This window comes from Sphingomonas sp. CARO-RG-8B-R24-01, assembly GCF_022662295.1.
Classification (GTDB): domain Bacteria; phylum Pseudomonadota; class Alphaproteobacteria; order Sphingomonadales; family Sphingomonadaceae; genus Sphingomonas.
In genome coordinates, this window is the sequence record NZ_JAKNQI010000002.1 from 491,431 (window position 1) to 512,508 (window position 21,078).

Annotated in this window: 21 protein-coding genes and 1 pseudogene; 12 read left to right on the plus strand and 10 right to left on the minus strand. The window is 67.6% G+C overall.

Annotated features, from left to right (window positions below):
- The first annotated feature begins 2 nt into the window (after window positions 1-2).
- Window positions 3-1,202, plus strand: coding sequence for a penicillin-binding protein activator (locus tag L8G49_RS07090; protein WP_242139584.1), 1,200 nt, complete (start codon window positions 3-5; stop codon window positions 1,200-1,202).
- A 130-nt stretch (window positions 1,203-1,332) separates the two neighbouring features.
- Here L8G49_RS07090 and hemW read toward each other — a convergent pair whose 3' ends face one another.
- Window positions 1,333-2,511, minus strand: a complete 1,179-nt coding sequence (gene hemW / locus L8G49_RS07095) for a radical SAM family heme chaperone HemW (protein ID WP_242183517.1) — start codon at window positions 2,509-2,511, stop codon at window positions 1,333-1,335.
- A gap of 62 nt (window positions 2,512-2,573) precedes the next feature.
- Between hemW and L8G49_RS07100 the strand changes: the two genes are divergently transcribed.
- Both L8G49_RS07100 and L8G49_RS07105 read left to right on the plus strand, forming a co-directional pair.
- A complete protein-coding gene (locus L8G49_RS07100; RefSeq protein WP_242139623.1) occupies window positions 2,574-3,116 on the plus strand; it encodes a CAP domain-containing protein in 543 nt (180 codons plus the stop codon).
- Window positions 3,117-3,320: 204 nt separating this feature from the next.
- A complete protein-coding gene (locus L8G49_RS07105; protein ID WP_242183518.1) occupies window positions 3,321-3,932 on the plus strand; it encodes a PEPxxWA-CTERM sorting domain-containing protein in 612 nt (203 codons plus the stop codon).
- Window positions 3,933-4,008: 76 nt separating this feature from the next.
- Here L8G49_RS07105 and rdgB read toward each other — a convergent pair whose 3' ends face one another.
- Together rdgB and rph are read right to left on the minus strand one after the other, a co-directional pair.
- Window positions 4,009-4,653: an RdgB/HAM1 family non-canonical purine NTP pyrophosphatase gene (rdgB, locus tag L8G49_RS07110; protein WP_242139587.1), complete on the minus strand. Its 645-nt coding sequence runs from the start codon at window positions 4,651-4,653 to the stop codon at window positions 4,009-4,011.
- Window positions 4,650-5,366 (minus strand): ribonuclease PH, encoded by a 717-nt coding sequence (gene rph, locus L8G49_RS07115; RefSeq protein ID WP_131527368.1) that lies wholly within the window; start codon window positions 5,364-5,366, stop codon window positions 4,650-4,652. Before rph ends, rdgB begins: the two co-directional genes overlap by 4 nt.
- Window positions 5,367-5,463: 97 nt before the next feature.
- Between rph and L8G49_RS07120 the strand changes: the two genes are divergently transcribed.
- Entirely contained in the window at window positions 5,464-6,228 is a 765-nt protein-coding gene (locus L8G49_RS07120; protein WP_242183519.1) for a TonB family protein, read from the plus strand.
- Between the two features lie 662 nt (window positions 6,229-6,890).
- Here the strand turns inward: L8G49_RS07120 and L8G49_RS07125 are convergent.
- From L8G49_RS07125 to L8G49_RS07135, 3 genes are read right to left on the minus strand one after another with little or no spacing between them, the layout of a single operon-like run.
- Window positions 6,891-7,676: an SDR family NAD(P)-dependent oxidoreductase gene (locus L8G49_RS07125; protein ID WP_242183520.1), complete on the minus strand. Its 786-nt coding sequence runs from the start codon at window positions 7,674-7,676 to the stop codon at window positions 6,891-6,893.
- Window positions 7,677-7,699: 23 nt separating this feature from the next.
- Entirely contained in the window at window positions 7,700-8,887 is a 1,188-nt protein-coding gene (locus L8G49_RS07130) for a zinc-dependent alcohol dehydrogenase (protein WP_010215963.1), read from the minus strand.
- Window positions 8,887-9,468 (minus strand): SRPBCC family protein, encoded by a 582-nt coding sequence (locus L8G49_RS07135; protein ID WP_242183521.1) that lies wholly within the window; start codon window positions 9,466-9,468, stop codon window positions 8,887-8,889. The genes L8G49_RS07130 and L8G49_RS07135 overlap by 1 nt, the downstream gene beginning before the upstream one ends.
- Before the next feature lie 145 nt (window positions 9,469-9,613).
- Between L8G49_RS07135 and hrcA the strand changes: the two genes are divergently transcribed.
- Together hrcA and grpE are read left to right on the plus strand one after the other, a co-directional pair.
- Window positions 9,614-10,657, plus strand: coding sequence for a heat-inducible transcriptional repressor HrcA (gene hrcA / locus L8G49_RS07140; protein ID WP_242183522.1), 1,044 nt, complete (start codon window positions 9,614-9,616; stop codon window positions 10,655-10,657).
- Between the two features lie 20 nt (window positions 10,658-10,677).
- Window positions 10,678-11,229, plus strand: a complete 552-nt coding sequence (grpE, locus tag L8G49_RS07145) for a nucleotide exchange factor GrpE (RefSeq protein ID WP_242139591.1) — start codon at window positions 10,678-10,680, stop codon at window positions 11,227-11,229.
- A gap of 42 nt (window positions 11,230-11,271) precedes the next feature.
- Here the strand turns inward: grpE and L8G49_RS07150 are convergent, their stop codons facing one another.
- On the minus strand, window positions 11,272-12,438 hold the full coding sequence (locus L8G49_RS07150; RefSeq protein WP_242183523.1) for a glycosyltransferase: 1,167 nt from the start codon (window positions 12,436-12,438) through the stop codon (window positions 11,272-11,274).
- A gap of 378 nt (window positions 12,439-12,816) precedes the next feature.
- Window positions 12,817-13,956, minus strand: coding sequence for a succinyl-diaminopimelate desuccinylase (gene dapE / locus L8G49_RS07155; protein ID WP_242139625.1), 1,140 nt, complete (start codon window positions 13,954-13,956; stop codon window positions 12,817-12,819).
- A gap of 199 nt (window positions 13,957-14,155) precedes the next feature.
- Between dapE and L8G49_RS07160 the strand changes: the two genes are divergently transcribed.
- Together L8G49_RS07160 and L8G49_RS07165 are read left to right on the plus strand one after the other, a co-directional pair.
- Window positions 14,156-14,788, plus strand: coding sequence for a PEPxxWA-CTERM sorting domain-containing protein (locus L8G49_RS07160; protein WP_242139593.1), 633 nt, complete (start codon window positions 14,156-14,158; stop codon window positions 14,786-14,788).
- A gap of 117 nt (window positions 14,789-14,905) precedes the next feature.
- Window positions 14,906-15,010 (plus strand): annotated as a pseudogene (locus tag L8G49_RS07165) (transcriptional regulator); the annotation flags it as partial.
- 868 nt (window positions 15,011-15,878) lie between these two features.
- Here L8G49_RS07165 and L8G49_RS07170 read toward each other — a convergent pair.
- Window positions 15,879-16,547 (minus strand): glutathione S-transferase family protein, encoded by a 669-nt coding sequence (locus tag L8G49_RS07170; RefSeq protein ID WP_242183524.1) that lies wholly within the window; start codon window positions 16,545-16,547, stop codon window positions 15,879-15,881.
- Between the two features lie 86 nt (window positions 16,548-16,633).
- Here L8G49_RS07170 and L8G49_RS07175 point away from each other — a divergent pair, with 86 nt between their 5' ends.
- From L8G49_RS07175 to L8G49_RS07190, 4 genes are all read left to right on the plus strand, one after another.
- Window positions 16,634-17,968: a chloride channel protein gene (locus L8G49_RS07175; protein WP_242183525.1), complete on the plus strand. Its 1,335-nt coding sequence runs from the start codon at window positions 16,634-16,636 to the stop codon at window positions 17,966-17,968.
- 216 nt (window positions 17,969-18,184) lie between these two features.
- On the plus strand, window positions 18,185-18,565 hold the full coding sequence (locus L8G49_RS07180) for a hypothetical protein (protein ID WP_242139596.1): 381 nt from the start codon (window positions 18,185-18,187) through the stop codon (window positions 18,563-18,565).
- On the plus strand, window positions 18,565-19,704 hold the full coding sequence (locus L8G49_RS07185) for a glutathionylspermidine synthase family protein (RefSeq protein WP_242183526.1): 1,140 nt from the start codon (window positions 18,565-18,567) through the stop codon (window positions 19,702-19,704). Before L8G49_RS07180 ends, L8G49_RS07185 begins: the two co-directional genes overlap by 1 nt.
- A gap of 2 nt (window positions 19,705-19,706) precedes the next feature.
- Complete coding sequence (locus L8G49_RS07190) at window positions 19,707-20,174, plus strand: OsmC family protein (protein WP_242183527.1); 468 nt, start codon at window positions 19,707-19,709, stop codon at window positions 20,172-20,174.
- A gap of 254 nt (window positions 20,175-20,428) precedes the next feature.
- On the opposite strand, the gene L8G49_RS07195 is transcribed toward L8G49_RS07190, so the two are convergent.
- Window positions 20,429-20,821 carry a hypothetical protein gene (locus tag L8G49_RS07195; RefSeq protein ID WP_242183528.1) on the minus strand — a complete coding sequence of 131 codons (393 nt, stop codon included), beginning with the start codon at window positions 20,819-20,821 and terminating at the stop codon, window positions 20,429-20,431.
- Window positions 20,822-21,078 lie beyond the last annotated feature (257 nt).

Genomic DNA, 21,078 nt, shown 5'->3' on the forward strand with positions numbered 1-21,078 from the left:
TCATGGCAGAGCAGGATACAGGGGCGCAACGGCGCAACGGAATAAGGCGGCTTTCGCAGGCGACGCTGGTAGCCGGCGCGGTGGTGCTCAGCGGGTGCCAGACGGTCGTGCCGCGGGGCGCCGTGCCCCGTCCGCGTCCCGCAGCAGGACCCAGCCAGTCGCAGCAGCCGGTGTTCGAGCAAGGCATTCCGAAAGATACCGCGCGCCACCGGGTTGCGCTGCTTGTCCCACTCAGTGGCACCAATGCGGGCGTCGGGCAGAGTCTGGCAAATGCGACCCAGCTCGCGCTGCTGGATTCGCGCAACGAATCGGTTCGCATCACGACGTACGATACTGCGTCCGGTGCGGCACAGGCCGCGCAACGCGCGCTAGCCGATGGCAATCAGCTGATCCTGGGGCCGTTGCTCGCCGATGACGTGCGCGCCGTCGCGCCGATCGCCAAACAGGCGCATGTGCCCGTGGTCAGCTATTCGAACGACACCACCGCCGCTGGCAACGGCGTATATCTGCTGGGCTATGCACCGGCTCAGTCGATCGGCCGTGTAGTCGATTATGCGGCGGCGCACGGCGTTACCAGCTTCGGCGGGCTCGTGCCCAACGGCGTCTATGGCGAGCGCGCATCGACCGCCTTCCTGCGTGCGGTGGAATCGGCCGGCGGACGGGTCGGGTCGCTCCAGACCTACGACCGGGTCGGCGGCGCGATGACCGCCGCGATCGCGCGGATGGCCAAGAGCGCCCCGTATCAGGCGGTCCTGATTGCCGATGGCGGCTCGGCCGCAGCCGCCGGGGTTCCCGTGTTGCGTCGCAATGGCATGGGAGGCGCGCGCATTCTCGGGACGGAATTGTGGAATTCGGAAGCGGCGATTGCCAGCAAGACGGCGTTGAACGGCGCCTGGTTCGCCAGCGTCTCGGACGGATTGTATCGCCAATATGCCGCCAAATACCGCGCGCGCTTCGGGGCGGCTCCGTTCCGGCTGTCGAGCCTTGGCTATGATTCCGTCTTGCTGACGATCCGGATCATGCGCGATTGGTCGATGGGGACCGCGTTCCCGGAGGACCGGTTGCACGATCGTGGCGGATTTTCTGGCATCGACGGCGCGTTTCGTTTCGGTCGCGACAATGTCGCCGAACGCGCGCTGGAGGTACAGGAGATCCGCGGCGGGACGACCGTGACCGTGTCGCCCGCGCCGACGGGGTTCTAGGATAAGCGCCTGCTCTGGTCGACGGGCCCCCGGGTGAAGCCGGGGCCCAGTTGCTGTCCGGTGCGAGGCGGGGGAGGGCGTTGCAGGCAGTGCCTGCGGCAATGACCTTCCCCGGATCACGGTCTCGGGTTCAGTCCGTCCGCACGACCAGCGGCAGGATCGCGTCCAGCAGCAGCATGCCTGCTTCGGTCACGCCTAACCAATCCATGTTCCGGGCAAGTAGTCCCTGCGCGATGAGCCGGTCCGCTGCTGGGGTGTCGATCAGCCGGTCGATGGTCGTTGCGCCGACCCTGGCGATCCGCGCCAGATCGACTCCCTCGCGCAGGCGCAGCCCCATCAGCAACGCCTCGGTTGCACGGTCGGCGGGGGGGAGTAGCTCCTCGATCTGGGCCCCATGCATGTTCCGGTCGACGGCCGTCATCCAGTTCTCAGGCTTCTTGTGGCGTGCCGTCGCGAGTCCGCCGCGCCGGCCGTGGGCTCCCGGGCCGATGCCGGCATAGTCGCGGTACCGCCAGTAGACGAGGTTGTGGCGGCTTTCTGCCCCGGGCCGGGCATGGTTGGAGATCTCATATGCCGGCAATCCCGCCGCCGCGGTCATCGCGCGCGTCGCCTCGAACAGATCGGCTGCCGAATCGCCGTCGGTAATGACGATCCGCCCCGCCGCCGCCTCGGTCGCGAACCGCGTGCCCGGCTCGATCGTCAGCTGGTATAGCGACAGATGCTCGGTCCCGAAGGAAAGCGCGCGCTCCAGTTCGGTTTGCCAGTCCGACAGACGTTGGCCAGGGCGCGCGTAGATCAGGTCGAAGCTAACCCGTGCGAAGGCCGCCTGGGCGGTGGCCAGCGCGCCCAGACCCTCGGTCACGTCGTGTGCACGCCCCAGGAACCGCAAGGCGGCGTCGTCGAGCGCCTGCAATCCGAGCGAAACCCGGTTGACCCCCGCCCGCGCGAGATCGGCGAAGCGTGCAGCCTCGACCGAAGACGGATTGGCCTCAAGGGTGATTTCGATGTCGGGCTCGGGCGCCCAATAGGTCTTGGCGGCGTCGATCACCGCCGCAACGGTTTCGGGGGGCATCAGCGAGGGGGTGCCGCCACCGAAGAAGATCGAGCCCAAGCGCCGTCCCGGCAGTGCAGCCGCTTCGTAGCGCAGGTCGGCGAGCAATGCCTTGCGCCAGGCCGCCTGGTCGACCACGTCGCGCACGTGGCTGTTGAAGTCGCAATATGGACATTTCGAGACGCAGAACGGCCAATGCACATACAGCGCGAGCGGAGATACGGTCAGATCGGCAGCAGGGATTGGGGCAGTGGGCATCGATCGTGCTATGCAGGCAGACGATGACGGTGGAAAGGTTGGGGGGCCTTAAAAATCGGATGATGGCCGTGCTGTCAGCGATCGTGCTCGGCGGATGCCAGGTCGCGGCGCCCGAACGCGTGGTGGAGCCGCGGGTGATCGCCGGCAGCTATCCGCGCGGCGAGGCCCTGCTCAAGGCCGCGATGCTGGCCGGTCACGCCGCGGCGCGGGCCGAGGTCGGCGCGCCGCCGTTGCAGTGGGACGATGCGCTTGCGGCCGATGCGGCGGTCTATGCCGATACGCTGGTCGTGACGGGGCGGTTCCGCCACGCCGACCAGCCGATGGGTCCTGGACGCGAAGGGGAGACGCTGTTCCGCGGGACGCGGGGCGCCTATTCCTATCGGGAAATGGTGGACCTCTGGGTCGCCGAGAAAAAGGATTTCGTCGACGCGGTCACCCCCGATTTCAGCCGGACCGGACGGGGCGAGGACGTCGCGCACTACACCCAGATCATCTGGCGCGCGACGACCCGAGTCGGGTGCGCGCTGCGGAGCAGCCGGGAGGACGACTATCTCGTGTGCCGCTACTCGCCGCCAGGAAATGTCATTGGAGAACGTGTGGGCTGAGGCGAAGATGGCGCGCGATCGCGGCAAGATCTTCATCATGTGCCACATTGAAACATAGCGATCGTTGCACAGAGAAGACCTATCCTCTTCTGGAACAATCCTTGGTTAACAGGCAGATATTGGCCGTTGCTGCCATTTTGTCTGGCGCTACAGCCGGTTGCATCAACCGGCCAGATCGTGGCCCAGCAATACAGGGCGTATCCCATGAAGATGATCCAGAGCCTTTCGGCCGCCGCGGCACTTGCCTGCGCCATTGCCGCGGTGCCGGCCACGGCCGCGACGCCGATCGTCAGCAGCGGCAAGCTGATGGGCGCAACCGGCGTGACCGTCGGTGGCGCGAGCTATGACGTCGCCTTCCTCGATGGTACCTGCTCGGGCGTGTTCGGCGGCTGCACCACCGGCAACTTTTCCTTCACCACGCTGTCGAGCGCGCTGGCCGCGGGCAATGCGCTGCTGTCGCAGGTCTTCCTCAACGGCAAGGCCGGCGCGTTCGATACGCATCCGGCGCTGACGGCCGGCTGCACGAGCGCCGTCGCCTGCAATGTCCTGATCCCGTTCGCGGCGAGCGATGGCGTCGCGCTGGTGACCGACACCGTCAACATGCCGACCACGTCGCTCGATTTCACCTTCGCGTCGCTGATCGGATCGAAGACGTCGACCGCTTCGCTGGCGAGCTTCGTCTATGCCAAGTTCACGCCATCGGTGACGACCGCGGTGCCCGAGCCTGCCACCTGGGCGATGATGCTGGCCGGCTTCGGCCTGATGGGCGCCGCGCTGCGCTATCGCAAGCGCTCGACCAAGCTGACCCTGGCCTGATCCCCGGCGTAGCGGGTGCCCAAAAACCCGGCGGTCGCGCGACCGCCGGGTTTTTTCGGTAGCGGGCTGCGCGGACCTACAGCACTGCCGCGGTCATCTGCGCGAAGGCGGCGGCGCGGTGGCTGATCGCATGCTTCTGCGCGGGGTCCATCTCGGCATAGGTCTGGTCGCTGCCGGTGGGCACGAACACCGGGTCGTAGCCGAACCCGACCGCGCCGCGCGGCGGCCACGTCAGCGTGCCCTCGGCGCGGCCCTCGAACCACTGGACGTGCCCGTCGGGCCACGCCAGCGCGAGGACGCAGACGAAATGCGCGCTGCGGCTGGCATCGGGGCCCTTGGCGACGAGCGCGTCCTCGACCTTGGTCATCGCGAGCGTCCAGTCGCGCCCGTTGGGCGTTTCCGCCCAATTGGCGGTGTAGACGCCCGGATCGCCGCCGAGCGCCTCGACGCACAGCCCGCTGTCATCGGCGAGCGCGGGCAGGCCCGACAGGTCGGCGGCCTGCAGCGCCTTCAGCTCGGCATTGGCGACGAAGGTCGTGCCGGTTTCCTCGGGCTCGGGCAGGTCGAGATCGGCGGCGGAGATCGCCTCGATCCCGTGCTCGGCGAGCAACGCGCCGATCTCGCGGACCTTGCCCGCATTATGGCTGGCGATGACGAGCTTGCCGGGGGCTAGCTTGCGGATCGCCTGGGGCGCCACGCCCTCATCCCCGGTCGGCGTCACTTGGCGACCGCCCGCGCCTGGGCGGCGAAGATGTCGGTGCAGCCGATCCGCGCGAGACGGAGCAGGCGGAGCAGGGCTTCCTCGTCATAGGTCGCGCCCTCGGCGGTTGCCTGGACTTCGGCGATGTTGCCGTTTTCGAGCAGGACGAAGTTCGCGTCCGCGTCGGCGTTCGAATCCTCGTCATAGTCGAGGTCGAGCACCGGCGTGCCCTTGTAGATCCCGCAGCTGATCGCCGCGACCTTCTGCGTCAGCGGATCGGCGGTGAGCTTGCCGCTCGCCATCAGCCCGTCGATCGCGAGGCGGAGCGCGACCCACGCGCCCGAGATCGACGCGGTGCGCGTGCCGCCATCCGCCTGGATCACGTCGCAATCGAGCACGATCTGGCGCTCGCCGAGCAGCTTGAGGTCGGTAACCGCGCGCAAGCTGCGCCCGATCAGGCGCTGGATTTCCTGGGTGCGGCCGGACTGTTTACCCTTGGCGGCTTCGCGGCTGCCACGGGTGTGCGTCGCGCGCGGGAGCATGCCGTATTCGGCGGTGACCCAGCCTTCGCCTTTGCCGCGCAGGAACGGCGGGACCTTTTCCTCGATGCTGGCGGTGACGAGCACCTTGGTGTCGCCGAAACCGATCAGCACCGATCCTTCGGCGTGACGGGTAAAACGCGGCTCGATCGTGATCGCGCGCATCTGGTCGGGGGTACGGCCGCTGGGGCGCATCGGGAATCTCCTGAGAATGGTCGCGACGACCTACCCGTGCGTTGGGACAGTGTCACCCCTATCTGAAGGGGCCGCGACCCCGGAGCCCGACCCCCTGATGACGACCTACCAACCTTCCTCGACTGGCGACCGGATCAAGGGGGCGGGCGGGGCCGCGTTGCTGGTGGTGGCGATCGGATACGGGCTGGTGACGGGGCTGTCGGTCGATTTTCGCACCCGCGTGGTCGAGGAGATGAAGGCGTTTTCGGTGCTTCCGCCCGCTCCGCCGCCGCCCAAGAAGGAGGTCGTGCCCGCACCGCGCAAGGCGGAGAAGCGCAAGGAGGCCGAAGCCGCACCGCCGAACCTCACCGCCAAGCCGACCGAAGTCGTAGTGCCGCCACCGGTGATCCGCCTGCCCAAGCCGCCGCCGATCGTGGTGGCACCCGTGGCCGGGCCGGGGACGGACTCCAAGGCGGGGGCGGCACCCGTGGTCGGGCCGGGGACGGGGAGCGGCGGGCAGGGCAATGGACGCGGCAGCGGTCGCGGCGGGGATGGCGATGGCGGCGGGGGCGGGGAGATCCCGCTCCGATTGATCAGCGGGCCGCTTCGCTATCGTGATCTGCCGCGAGACCTGTACGCCGCAAATGTCACAGGCACCGTCGAGATGGAATTTGTCGTCGGCGTCAAGGGCCGCGTCACTGCGTGCCGGATCACGCGCTCCAGCGGCAACGCCCGGCTGGACGCGGCGACGTGCGGGCTGACCGTTGCAAAACTTCGTTACCGTCCGACCAGGACGGCGGCCGGAATGGCCGTCCCGGATACGGTTGCAGGCGAGCAGGTTTGGACGTCGGACCGTGTGGAAGGCGGGGACGAAGAGGAGTAGCGGGTTTCCCCCACCTTGTTACTTCCCCGGCGAAGGCCGGGGCCCAGTAGAGAGGTCCGATGTGGTCGGGTGAAACGGTCGCCCCCAGGCTTCTCTCTACTGGGCCCCGGCCTTCGCCGGGGGGGGTGAGGGCTGCGCAGTGGGTCGTTATTCGCTCCTGCGGGTGCCGGATATGATTTCAGGTGAAGCGGATTTGACGGATCGAGCGTGGGGAAGGCGGCGACGAGGAAGGTCGATCATGCCGCCATCACCCTTGCACGCCTCCCCGGCGAAGGCCGGGGCCCAATAGAGCGGTCAGAGCAGATCGGGCGCAGCGTCCGCTTCTACCCGTCTCACTATTGGGCCCCGGCCTTCGCCGGGGGGGACTGCGCAGTGGGCCGTTATTCGCTCCTGCGGGGGCCGGATGTGATTTCAGGTGAGGCAGGTTTGACGGACCGAGCGTGGGGAAGGCGGGGATGAGGAGAAGTAGCGGGTTTCCCCCACCCTGTTACTTCCCCGGCGAAGGCCGGGGCCCAGTAGAGAGGTCCGATGTGGTCGGGTGAAACGGTCGCCCCCAGGCTTCTCTCTACTGGGCCCCGGCCTTCGCCGGGGAAGCGCTAAAAACAGAAGCGTGGTTAGCGGCTACCCCCGGCGCTTATGGCCGGGGATGCCGCCAACGCGCGTTACTCCGTCCCGCTGCCCGGCTCCGCCATCTTGCGATGCTGCTCGGCGACGAACGACGGGGGCAAGACGCCCGTGGCCGCAACCTGCAGCTTGTTCGACAACCCCGAGACGATGCTGCCCTTGCCCGCGAACAGCGCCTCCCAGCCGTCCTTCGCGACCTTGGCCGGATCACTCTTGCTGTCGCTCTGGCCGACGCTGGTGTCGTTCATGCCGGCGCGGTCGAAGAATTCGGTCTCGACCGGGCCGGGCATCAGCGTCGTGATCGTGACGCCCTTCGACTCCTTGATCTCGTTGCGCAGCGCCTCGGTCCAGTTGTCCACGAACGCCTTGGTGCCGTTGTAGACCGCGTTGAACGCGCCCGGAATGTAGCCCGCGACCGACCCGGTCACGAGGATCTTGCCATCGTCGCGCGCGACCATGTCCTTGAGGACGCGCTGGATGAGATAGACCGTGCCCGTGATGTTGGTGTCCACCGAGCGCCGCCACTTGGCGACGTCCTGGTCGAGGAACGCGCCGCCGGTCCCGATCCCGGCATTGGCGCAGAGCAGGTCGACCTGACGGCCCGCGGTGGCATCGAGCAACTGGTCGACGCCGTCGATCGAGGACAGGTCGGCGTTGACCGACTGGACGTCGGTGCCGAACTGCTTGAAGTCGGCGGCGGCGGAATCGATCAGCGCTTCGTTTGCGACGACGATCAGATCGTAGCCCTGCTTCGCCGCGATGGTGGCGAGTTCGAAGCCGATCCCGGTCGATGCGCCGGTGACGATTGCGAGTTTGTTGGCCATGTTGGTCTCTCCTGAAATATGGGTCAGAGCGTGGGCGCGAGGCCGGGCTTGAGGACGACCTTGGTCACCTCATTCTGGTTGTCGTGGAACATCTTGTAGCCCTGCGGGGCTTCCTCGAGCGACAGCCGGTGCGAGATGAGGAAGGTCGTGTCGATCTTCTCCTCGAGGATCGCGGCGAGCAGACCCGGAAGATAATGCTGCACATGCGTCTGGCCGGTCTTGAGCGTCAGGCCCTTTTCCATGAACGCGCCGAGCGGGAACTTGTCGACGAACCCGCCGTACACCGCAGGCATCGAGACACGGCCACCCTTGCGGCAGGCATAGATCGCCTGACGGATCGCGTGCGTGCGATCGGTACCGAGGAAGGTCGACTTCTTGATCTGATCGATCACGTTGTCGACGAAGAAGCCGTGTGCTTCCAATCCGACGCTGTCGATGACCGCATCGGGACCAATCCCGCCGGTCATCTCCATCAGCGCGTCATAGACCGCGGAATCCTCGAAGTTGATCGTCTCCGCGCCGAACTTCTTCGCCAGCTCGAGGCGGCGCGGGAAGTGATCGATCGCGATCACGCGTTCGGCCCCCATCAGGAACGCCGACTGCACCGCGAACAGGCCGACCGGGCCGCAGCCCCACACCGCCACAGTATCGCCGGGCTCGATGTCGGCATTCTCCGCCGCCATCCAGCCGGTCGGCAGAATGTCCGACAGGAACAGCACCTTCTCGTCGTCGATCCCCTCGGGAATGACGATCGGGCCGACGTCGCTGAACGGCACGCGGACATATTCCGCCTGGCCGCCGGCATAGCCGCCGGTCATGTGGCTATAGCCGAACAGCCCGGACATCGGCTGGCCGTACAGCGTCTGCGCGATGTCCTGATTGTCGGCGGGCAGGCCGTTGTCGCAGGCCGAATATTGGTGCTTGCCGCAATGATAGCAGCTGCCGCACGCGATGGTGAACGGGACGACGACCTTCTGGCCTTTCTTGAGAGTCGACTTGGGGCCGATCTCGACGACTTCGCCCATGAATTCATGGCCGAGGATGTCGCCCGACTGCATCGTCGGAATATAGCCGTCGTACAGATGAAGATCGGAGCCGCAGATCGCGGTCGCGGTGATCTTGATGATCGCGTCGCGCGGGTTGATGATCTCGGGATCGTCGACGGTGTCGACGCGGACGTCGTGACGGCCATGCCAGGTCAGCGCGCGCATCAGGCCTTCTCCTCTTCATATTGCTTGCGCGTCTGCGCGGCGGTGGCGACTTCGCCGGTTTCCATCAATTGCTTGAAGCGGCGCAGGTCGCGGCGCGCCTGAATCGCGGGTTCGCGCTGGAACAGCTTGGCGATCAGCTTGCCGACGACACCCGCGGGCGGATCGTAGAGCAAAGTCGCGGTGACGACGGTGCCGCGTGCGCCCGCATCGCGGAAGTCGACGCGACCGCTATTGTCGATGTCCGCGCCCGGCTCGGAGGCCCAGGCGATATACTCGCCGTCGGCTTCGTCGGTGACGACCGAATCCCATTCGACCGTCTTGCCGCCGGGGGCTTTCACCACCCAATGCGACCGCTTGGCGTCGAGCACGTCGATCCGCTCGACATTGTCCATGAAGGTCGGAAGATTGGTGAAGTCGCGGAAATAGGCGAAGAGTTCGGCACGCGGCCGGTTGATCGTGACCGCGCGGCCGACGACCGAATCGCCACGCTTTTCGAGCAGCGAGTCGGTCATCGCCTCGACCGCGGCAGAGGTGTGTTTGGATGCGGATAACGGGGCATCGTCGGTGGTGACGTCTGGCATCGGGCCCTCCTGGGTTGCGGTGTCGTTAACGCGCCGGGGGGGCGGGGCGGTTCCTGCGAAAAGAGGATAACCTCGATCAGGTGCGACGATCCGGTCGTTGTCCGCGCCGGTTGAGCGGAGCGTCAAGGGGGGCCATATGACAGGCATGAACGCAGCCCCGATCACCGAACTCAACGACCGTGCGCGCGACATCTTCCGGGTGGTGGTAGAGAGCTATCTCGACACCGGCGCACCGATCGGGTCGCGCGCGATCGCGCATCTGTCGGGGCTCAACCTGTCGCCCGCGTCGATCCGTAACGTGATGCAGGATCTGGAAGAACTCGGGCTGCTCGCGGCACCGCACACCAGCGCCGGGCGGATGCCGACCGAAACCGGGCTGCGGCTGTTCGTCGACGGGATGATGCAGGCGCTGGAGCCCTCTGCCGAGGAACAGGCGGCGATCGCGGCGCGGCTGACGCATGCCGGGCCGGTCGAGGAAGCGATCGCCGCGACGACGGCCGCGCTGTCGGGTCTGTCAGCCTGCGCGGGGATGGTGATGGTCGCCAAGCGCGAACTGGTGTTGCGGCAGATGAGCTTCGTGCCGCTGTCGGCCGAACGCGCGCTCGCGGTTCTGGTCGGTGCGGACGGATCGGTCGAGAATCGCGTGATCGCGTTGCCGCCGGGTCTCCCGGTGTCCGCGCTGGTCGAGGCGGGCAATTACATGAGCGCGATGCTCGGCGGGCTGACCATCGACGAGGCGCGTGCGCGGATCGAGATCGAGATGGCCGACGAGCGCGCCGAACTCGACGGTGCCGCGCGCACGTTGATCGAGCGCGGGCTCGCGGTGTGGAGCGAGGATGGCGACCGCCGCCCGGTGCTGATCGTGCGCGGGCAGGCGCGGCTGATCGATGATGCCGCCGCGGCCGACCTGGAACGGGTGCGCGATCTGCTTGATGATCTCGAGGGAAAACAGGATATTGCGCGGCTGCTCGACAATGCTGCGGCAGGGGATGCGACCCGCATCTTCATCGGGGCGGAGACCAAGTTGTTCGCGCTGACGGGGTCCTCGGTGATCGCCAAACCGTTCCGCGGGCTGGACGGTCGCGTGGTCGGAGTGGTCGGGGTGATCGGCCCCACGAGGTTGAACTATGCGCGCGTCGTGCCCATGGTGGATTATACCGCCGCGACACTCGCGCGCTTGATGGGTTGAACACGGGATTTTTGGACGACATGAGCGATAACGACACCAACCAGGCCCAGGATCTGCGCGAGGAAACCGCCGCAGCCGCTCCCGAGGTCGCCGAGCATGACGCCGCCGACGCGCGGTTCGAGAAGCTCGAGGCGGAGCTCGCCGAATCGAAGCAGGCGGTGCTCTATGCGCACGCCGAGGCGCAGAACATCCGTCGCCGCGCGGAGAAGGAAACCGCTGATGCGCGCGCCTATGCGTCGACCGCGTTTGCGCGCGATCTGCTGTCGGTCGCGGACAATCTCGCACGCGGGCTCGACGCGATCCCCGCCGAACTTCGCGACGACGAGAAGATGAAGGGGCTCGTCGCGGGGCTGGAAGCGACGGGTCGGGAGCTCGAGGCGGTATTCCAGCGCCACGGCATCACCAAGATGACGACGATCGGCGAGAAGCTCGATCCGAATTTCCACCAGGCGATGTTCGAACTGCCGAGCGACCAGCCGGCGGGCACGGTCGTCCAGGAAATGCAGTCGGGCTACATGATCAAGGACCGGCTGTTGCGGCCGGCGCTCGTCGGGGTCGCGAAAGCACAATAGACCCTTGCCGGATCGCGCGGTCTGGGAGCCTCGAACGGGGACTCAGACCTGCGCGATCGTCCGTAAATGATCGATCCGCTGCTGGACGACGTTTTCGAAACTATGGTCCTGGCTGACTTGCCCGGCCGCGCGGATCATGTCCGCGAGCGCAGGACGATCCGCACTCAACCGCGCGACGGCGCGCGCCAGCGCGCTCACATCGTCCATCGGCACGGTAACGCCGACGTTGCCCAGCGCCGCGATGCCCCGGAAGGCGGCATTGTCGTACCCCACGATGGGCACGCCACAGCTGAGCGTTTCCATATAGGTACAGGACGGATCGGCCTGACGATGCGTGCAGACGAACAGATCGGCGGTCTGTTTCAGCGTCGGCACCAGCGTTTCGTCGAACGGCACCGCGCCGTGCAACCGCACCTTGTCCCCCAGGCCGCTCTGCGTCGCCGCGTCCTGCATGGCGGCGCGCAACGGACCGTCGCCGAAGATGTCGAGCACAAAGGGCGTCCCGGTCTGCTGGAGCGCCTCGGCGAACGGCACCAGATGGTCGACGCCCTTGATCCGCGCCAGTCGACCCGAAAAAGCGAGCCGGATCGGCGCGCCCGCAAGGGCCTGCGCGACCTTCCGGTCGATCTCCGCCGGCGACGCTTGCTGGCTGCGGGTCATGCGCGTGTCGAAATAGCGCATCGGCGCCTCGGACAGGTGCTGGTAGCTGTCGAACGCCGGACTGCCGTTTGCCTGAAGCCCGGCGGCCTGCTCGAACGCACGGCGACGGTCGCGCTCGCGCAGCACCATCCAGGCCATCGACTTGGCGGTGCGCAGCGTCAGCCCCTGGCTCAGTCGAAGGATGCGCAGGCGCGTGACGAGCGTATTCTCGATGATGAACACGGTCGGCGTGGTGGTCACGTCGGGGATCGCCAGATCGCCGTAGCTGTCGCCAGCGGCCAGCACGATCGCGGCGTCGTCGAAGTCGGCGCGATTGCTGTCCGGGGCGTCGCCACGGGCAACCACGTCGAACGGGAGGTCCGCCGCGTCATACGCCTTGCCGAAGACGATCTGCGACCGATCCCCCCTGCGCATCAAGCAGCGCACGCGTCCGGGCCACAAGGCCGCGTAGCGCTTCAGTCCGTCGACCGCCTTGATGTCGAGATAGTATCGCGATCCGTCCATCGCGAAGGGAACGCTGGGCGTAACTACCAGGGTCTGCGAACTCAACCTCGTGCTCCAATACGCGATCACGAGCGCGCTCGACGCCATTTGTGACGCGAAGTCAACAGGCGCAGCGTCGAATCCTGCACAAATTGCCGCGAATTGCGCAGCGCGCACCCGTGGTCTCGCACGATCCGCGAAGTACACTGCGGGTCATTTCCTCGACGACGGTCATTCGAACTGCGAAACGACGCGCGGTGCGAACCAGCAACCGGATCACTTTATGACAAGACTGTCACATCACGATCGGTATTTGACTGATCGATATTTCGGATGACGCTGGTCACGCCCCGTTAACCTTGATGCGCAACACCCTATTCCTTGGCGGGGGCAAGACGCAGTAGCGGGAGGGGACCCCACCGCGAGCGCTTCGCGCCGACGATCCTATGGGCGCTCCAGCGCCACGTGCGCGATGATGTCGGCATAGATTCGAGTCAGCCCCGCCAGATCCTCCAGCGCAACCGCCTCGTCGAGCTTGTGCATCGTGGCGTTGAGCAATCCGAATTCGACGGTCGGACACAGGGCGGACAGGAACCGCGCGTCCGACGTTCCGCCGGTCGTCGACAATTCGGGGACGATCCCGGTCTGCCGCTCGATCGCCGCCGCGACCAGCGTCGAGAGCGGCCCTGGCTCGGTCAGGAATGCCTCGCCCGAGATGCGCGCGGTAACGGTCGCGGCGGGATCGTGCCGCGCGACCAGCGCTTCGATCCGCGCGACCAGCGCCGCGCCATTCTGTTCGTCGTTGAACCGGATGCTCAGCCGCGCCTCGGCGCGCGCGGGAATGACGTTGGTGGCCGGGTTGCCGACCGTGATGTCGGTCACTTCGATGTTCGACGGCTGGAACCAGCGATTGCCCGTGTCCAGGACGATCGTCTCGATCTCGCGCAGGATCGCGATCAGGCGCGGGATCGGATTGTCGGCAAGGTGCGGATAGGCGACATGCCCTTGCCGACCGGCGATGGCGATCCAGAGATTGACCGATCCGCGCCGGCCGATCTTGATCGTATCGCCCAGCCGATGCGCGGACGTCGGCTCTCCGACGAGGCACAGGTCGGGTGCGATGCCACGGGCGCGCATGCGATCGATCAGCGCGCGCGTTCCGAAGATCGCGGGGCCTTCCTCGTCGCCGGTAAGGATGAGGCTGAGCGGGGCGCCGGGCGCTTCCGGGATCGCCGCGATGAACGCCGCAATCGCGCCCTTCATGTCCACCGCGCCGCGCCCCTGCAACAGGCCCCCGCGCGTCGTCGGGGTAAAGGGGTCGTCGGTCCAGCCCTGACCCGGGGGAACGACATCCAGGTGCCCGGCGAAGGCAAGATGCCGCCCCGTACCCGCACGCGTCGCCAGCAGGTTTTCGACGGGACCGTCCGGCGCTTCGCCGGCCACGAACCGGTCGATCGTGAACCCCAAGGGTACCAGCGTATCGGCCAGCACGTCGAATACCGCGCCGGTGGCGGGGGTGACGCTGGGGCAGGCGATCAGCGCGGAGGCAAGCGCGACGACATCGGCGGAATAAGGAGACTGCATGCCGTCCGGCATCGCCCAAGCGCGCATCGCATTCAATCCCCCGGGACGGTCGCGGGAAAAAAGCACCGCTGACCAGACCCGTCGGCCCTGCTTACAGGTGCGAAAGGCGTTAACGATAAAGGCGCGCGGAATTGCTGAACTGGCACAGCTTTTGCGAAGCCTGTGCTCGAGAAGTACGGTAATTTCTGGAGTAAAGTGAATGACTAAGGCCATCCTGTTCGCCGCCGCCGCCACTGCCATGGCGCTCGTTTCGACCGGCGCGAACGCCGCTGCCAACCTCGTCAGTGCAGCGGTGACCGGCTCGAACGGCTCGACTGTCTGGAACACCACGAGCGCGACCGGTTTCTATACGGTCTTCCTGCAGCAGCCGTACGGCAAGATCATGAACCCCGAAGGTCAGGCGATCAACGATCCGACCGAGGCGGGCCTCAACAGCTTCACGATCAACGGTGACGGCTGGCCGATCGGCGGCACCACCGATTCGGACCCGAGCTACACGATGACCCTGAAGTTCGCCGACGGCGCGACGATCTCGGGCATCTACCAGAAGGGCATCAGCGGCGTCCTCGACGCGACGTCGTCGACGGTCGGCGACACGACCTATACCTTCACGGGCTTCGCCTGGGATCGCTCGCACGCGGACAACGTCAGCGGGAACAAGGCCGTCGCGGGGGGCGACACCAGCGATTACGCCGGCCAGTTCTCCTTCTCCGCAGTCCAGAGCGCAGTTCCCGAGCCCACCACCTGGGCGATGATGCTGGCCGGCTTCGGCATGATCGGCCTGGGCCTGCGGTCGCGCCGCAAGGAGCAGGCGAAGGTCGCCTACGCCTGATCCACGCGCGCTGCGCACGCTGAAAGGCCGTCGGTCCATGCGGACCGGCGGCCTTTTCGTTGGCCTGTCCAAACGACCGAGATGCGTCAGGCTGGCAGGCGCAACCTCGAAACGATGGTGCCGAAGCGCGATCTCGCGCAAATCCCGCAAACCAACGCGACCGGCTATCCGCCGCCGTTCGATAGCGCGGTGGCGGGCCGTCCGTACCGCCGCCTGACGCCCGTACGCGTCACGGCCGGCGACCATGGTGACGTGGGCGGGCGGTGCTTGCGGTACCCTGGCGGCCCCGGCCTTCGCCGGGGTGACGGCTGGTGGCGGTCGGGGGCTGGCGAACGCGCTCGTCACCCCGGCGCAGGCCAGGGCCGTTGTGATGGGGGCAGCCGGTGTGTGCGGCGCCTTCGTGCGCCCAATGCGAAGGCGGTGCACGGACCCCTAGTCTGCTGTTTTCCCGCGAATGCGGGAATCCAGGGCCGGGCAAAACAACGGCTCACGGCCCTCGCAACGCCTGGGCTCCCGCCTCCGCGGGAGAACACCTATGGTTTTGCAGAGGTCTCGCCTTCGCCGGAGTGGCGGCCGGGGGGGCGATGCGATGAAGGAGCCGGTGTGTGCGGCGCCTTCGCGCGCCCAAGGCGAAGGCGGTGCACGGACCCCTAGTCTGCTGTTTTCCCGCGAATGCGGGAATCCAGGGCCGAGCAAAACAACAGCTTACGGCCCTCGCGACTCCTGGGCTTCCGCCTTCGCGGGAGAACACCTATGGTTTTGCAGAGGTCTCGCCTTCGCCGGAGTGGCGGCCGGGGGGCGATGCGATGAAGGAGCCGGCGTGTGCGGCGCCGCAGCGACCCCGGCCTTCGTACGCCCAATGCGAAGGCGGTGCACGGACCCCTAGTCTGCTGTTTTCCCGCGAATGCGGGAATCCAGGGCCGAGCAAAACAACAGCTTACGGCTCTCGCAACGCCTGGGCTCCCGCCTCCGCGGGGGAACACCTATGGTTTTGCACAGGTCTCGCCTTCGCCGGAGTGGCGGCCAAGGGGCCGTTGCGATGGTTGCAGCCGGTGTGTGCGGCGCAGCGGCGCCCCCGGCTCCGGTAGCGCTAGGCCGTCGTAGCGGGTTGCTCGAACTGTTCGATCACCCATTCTTCTTCCTGCGCCTGTGCGATCCAGTCCTGCACGAACGGGTGGTGGAGCACGGCGTCCATATACCCGTTCGCGAAGCGCGCGATCGGCAGGCTATAGGTGACGATCCGCGTGACGACCGGCGCATACATGATGTCCGCCGCGCCGAACGCGCCGAACAGGAAGTCTCCGTCCCCGCCGAAGCGGGCACGCGCCTGCGCCCACAGTTCCATGATCCGCTGCAGGTCGGCGAGGACATCGGCATCCGGGGCGACCGGCGGGAAAATCTGGCGGACGTTCATGCTGTGCTTGCGGCGCAGCGCGGTGAAGCTCGAATGCATTTCCGCCGCCATCGACCGCGCCATCGCGCGCGCCGCATCGTCCGCCGGCCAGAACAGGTCGCGGCTGGTCTTCTCGGCGAGATATTCGACGATCGCGAGGCTGTCCCACACCACCGCATCGCCGTCCCACAGGATCGGCACCTTGCCCGAGGACGGCGCGAACTCGTCGCCCTCGCGGCGCTTGTCCCATTCCTCGTCGTAGAGCGGGACGACCGCTTCCTCGAACAGCAGGCCCGACTGCTTGCACGCGAGCCAGCCGCGCATGGACCAGGACGAATAGGCCTTGTTGCCGATGATCAGTTTCATGCGCCCTGCCTAAGCGAGCGCCGGACGGCGCGCAACGGCGCAATCCCGGGTGGTATCCCCGGGACCGATCCCGCATGACGCACCGCATGAGTCGCAACATCCCCCATCTCGTCCGGCTGGTCTCCATTGTGTGGCGGCGGCGCGGGTCGCGACGGGCGGGGGAACAGCTCGGGCGGCTGCGGCGGCGGATGGCGACGGGCGTGGGCGCGGTGTTGCTCGGGCTCGCGGCGCTGGCGTTTGCCGGCGTGAGCGATCGGGCGCAGGCCGCCTTCGCGGCATTCGTCGTCCGCTGGCCCTATGTGCCGCTCGCGCTGACGCCGGCGGTGTTCGTGCTGGTGGTGTGGATCACGCGGCGGTTCGCGCCCTATGCGCGCGGCTCGGGCATTCCCCAGGTGATCGCGGCAAGCCGTGCGCCCGAATCGCGCGCGGCGGCGGCGCTGGTCTCGCTGCGGACCGCGGCGGCCAAGCTCGTACTGACGGTGGTGATGCTGCTCGGTGGTGCCTCGGTCGGGCGCGAGGGGCCGACCGTGCAGGTCAGCGCGGCGATCATGGTCAAGGTCCACCGCTACTTCCGCGTGCCGATCACCGCGGGCGTGCTGATCGCGGGCGGCGCGGCGGGCGTGGCGGCGGCGTTCAACACGCCGCTCGCGGGCGTCGCCTTCGCGATCGAGGAACTCGCCGCCGCCTATGAACAGCGCGTCGCGGTGCTGGTGATGGGCGCGGTGATGATCGCTGGGCTGACCAGCCTCGGGATCGCGGGAGACTATGTCTATTTCGGCGCGATGCACGCGACGCTCGGGGTGAGCGCGGTGCTGACGCTGACCCCGGTCGCGGGCGTTCTCGGGGGTGCCGCCGGGGGTGCCTTCTCGCGATTGGTGCTGGGCTTCGCGACGACACGGTGGCGGCCGGTCGCCGCCGCGCGGTCCCGGCCGATGCTGCTGGCGCTCGGGTGCGGACTGGTCGTGGCGGTGCTCGGCATTGCGACCGGGGGCGGCACCTGGGGGACGGGCTATGGCGCGACCCGCGCGCTGGTCGAGGGGACCGGGCAGTCGCAATGGTTCGGCCCGGCCAAGTTCCTGGCAGCACTGGCGACGACGCTGAGCGGCGCGCCGGGCGGGATCTTCGCGCCGTCGCTGGCGGTGGGGGCGGGGCTGGGCAACCTGCTGACCGGGCTGTTCAGTGCCGAACCGGCGGGCGCGGTCGTGCTGCTCGGGATGACGGCGTATTTCGTTGGGGTGGTGCGCGCGCCGCTCACCGCGGTGATCATCGTGATGGAGGCGACCGCCGCGCGGGGGATGATCCTGCCGCTGTTCGCGACCGCGCTGATCGCGGATGCGGCGAGCACGCTGGTGTGCCGCGAGCGGCTGTATCATGGGCTCGCCAAACCGTTCCTCGCGCTGGTCGAGGACAAGCGCGACTGAGCGGCGGGTGACGGAGCTGGTCGGTGCAGAACCGTCGTGCACCGTTCTCCCGCGAAGGCGGGAGTCCAGGGGTCGCCGGCATTGCCATCGGCTGGTCTGCTCGGCTCTGGGTTCCTGCGTTCGCAGGAACACGGTAACGCGCATCCGGCTTCCTCGGTTTTCCTGTTCGCGCCGGCCCGCGTGGCTTATGCTCGCCATACACGGGGAGGCCTTTTGATGACCAAGCGTACGTTCGATCCCAGATTCCTGCCGATCACCAGCGCCGTCGCGACCGCGTTGCTGGCGAGCGGCTGCGGTCCCTCGACCGATGTCGCGCGGTCCGACGTCGCGGTGTGCCGTGATGCGAACGGGGTGCGCACGGCGGACGCCAATTGCGCGCGCAGCGGTGGCGGGCACGGCATGAACGGCGCGATCATGGGCGCGGCGGCGTGGTATTACCTTTCGCGCGGCAGCGTCGTTCCGGCGATGGGACGCCCGCTCGCGGGCGGCTACATGTCGCCACGCGCCGGGACGAGCTACGCGCGCGCATCCGCCGCCACCGTCTCGCGCGGGGGCTTCGGAATGAGCGCGCGCGGCGGCGGCGGGGGCGGCGAGTGATGCGCCGGATCGACACCACGCCCCGTGCCGACTGGCAGGCTCGAGTCGAAGCGCTCGGGCTCGTCTGGCACACCGCCGACGGCAAGCCCTATTGGGACGAGAGCGCGTGCTACATCTTCACCCCCGCCCAGATCGCGACGATCGAGGCGGCGAGCGCCGACCTGTACGAGATGTTCATCGCAGCGGGGCAGCATGTGCTCGACCGCGAACTGTTGGGCGACTTCGGCATTCCCGCCTTCTGCCACGATGCGATTCACGACTCCTGGAACGCCGAGCCGCCCGCGCTCAATTTCGGGCGGTTCGATCTCGGCTATGACGGGACCAATCCGCCCAAGCTGTTCGAATTCAACTGCGATACCCCGACCTCGCTGGTCGAGGCGGCGGTGATCCAGTGGGACTGGAAGGAAGCGGTCTTCCCGAATGCCGACCAGTATAACAGCCTGCACGACACGCTCGTCGCCAAATGGCGCGACATCGCGCCACCGCCGGGGAGCAGCGCGCTGTATCTCGCGCACGTCGCCGATGCCGCGGGGGAGGACAGCGTCACCACCGCCTATCTCGCCGATACCGCGCGCGCGGCGGGGATCGAGACGCGGCTGATCGAAATGCCCGACCTCGGCTGGGACAGCGCGGGGCGGCGGTTCGTCGATCTCGACAACATGCCGATCGACGCGATCTTCCACCTCTATCCGTGGGAGTGGCTGGTGAACGAGCCGTTCGGCAAGAATCTGGTCGAGAGCCTCGGCACGACGCTGTGGATCGAGCCGATCTGGAAGATGCTGTGGAGCAACAAGGCGATCCTCGCGGTGTTGTGGGAGCTGTTCCCGGATCATCCGAATCTGCTCGAGGCACGGCGCACGCCGCTCACTGGAGATCACGTCCGCAAGCCGCTGCTCGCGCGCGAAGGCGCGAACGTGACGCTGGTGCGGGGCGGGGCGACGCTCGCCGAGACCGCGGGCGACTATGGCGCGGAAGGATTCGTCTATCAGGCGCTGTACGACCTGCCCGGCAGCGGGACGCAGCGCCCGGTGATCGGTGCGTGGATGGTCGATGGCGCGCCCGCCGGCATGGGGATCCGCGAGGACGGGCCGATTACCGGCAACACCGCGCGCTTCGTGCCGCACATCATCGAGGCATAGCCATGGCGGAGCACGCCTTCACCGCGCGGATCGGCTGGACCGGGAATCGCGGCGACGGGACGCGGCGCTACCAGGGCTATGACCGGACGTGGGAGCTGGTGACGCCCGCCGGCGTCGCCCTGCAATGTTCGAACGATCCGCGGCTGGGCGGCGACCCGGCGCGGCCCAACCCGGAGGACATGCTGCTCGCGAGCCTCGCTGCCTGCCACATGCTTTGGTATCTGCATCTGGCGAGCACCGCGGGGATCGTGGTGACCGATTATGCGGACGATCCGCTCGGCGTGGCGGAAAGCGCGCCCGACGGGACCGGGCGGTTCGTCAGGGCGGTGCTGCGCCCGCGCATCACGCTCGCGGCCGGGAGCGATGCTGCGGCGGCGGATGCGATTCATGCGCAAATCCATGCGCATTGCTTCATCGCGCGCTCGGTGGCGTTTCCGGTGGACCACGCGGCGACGTATCGAGTGGCGTGAGCGACGGGTGCACGTCTGCAGCGCGTCCCGTGGGCTGGGAAGCGCTTTCCCTTCTCCTTCCTCTGCCGCTTCTTTTGCTGCTTCCCCGGCGTAGGCCGGGGCCCAGTAGCGAGCGGTGAGTCGCGGAGGACTGCCCGCGGCAACCACCACCTTTGCTACTGGGCCCCGGCCTCCGCCGGGGAAGAGCTAAAAAGGAACGGCCAGGTCGGCGGCGCGGTCGCGGCGATGGGATTGCGGCGTGACGCGTCCGGCCCTCAGCGGCGGCGGCGATACCCGTCGAACTGGGTGCTCTCGAACGACACCACCGCCCCGGCATTGTCGCCCAGCGGAATCGCCGCGACGCCATAGGCGCTGCGGTAGCCGTTCGTTCCGATCGCGGCACCCACCTCGTCGTGGATACCGAGCGCGCCCTTGCCGGATTGGTCGCGTTCGCCGCGCGCGATGGCGGCGCTTTCGACCGTATTGCTGTCGAGGATCGCGTCGCGCTCGGCGTCGCTCAGGCGGATCGTGTCGCCTGCCGGGGCGGGGGTGGTTTGCGCGGACGGTGCCGGGTCGTTGCTTTGTGCCAGCGCGGCGGCGGGTACGGCGACGATGCTCGCGATCGCCAGCAGGACGGGGCGGAGGGGCGTTGGCATCTTGCGGGTCATCCAGCGGGTATAGGGCAGGATGCGAAGGACGTCTAATCCCGACGAGCGATCCCGCTTTTGCTGCACTTCCCCGGCGCAGGCCGGGGCCCAGTAGCGAAGGTTGCTGTAACAGGGTGCTGCGCTCACTTACGCAACGCCCGTTCCTGGGCCCCGGCCTTCGCCGGGGAGGTTGTAGGAAGGGGAGGTGGTAGCGGCGCACGGGCCGTCTGGGACGAACGCATCCTTAGCGCCTCAGCGGATTGCCTTGATCATGCCCG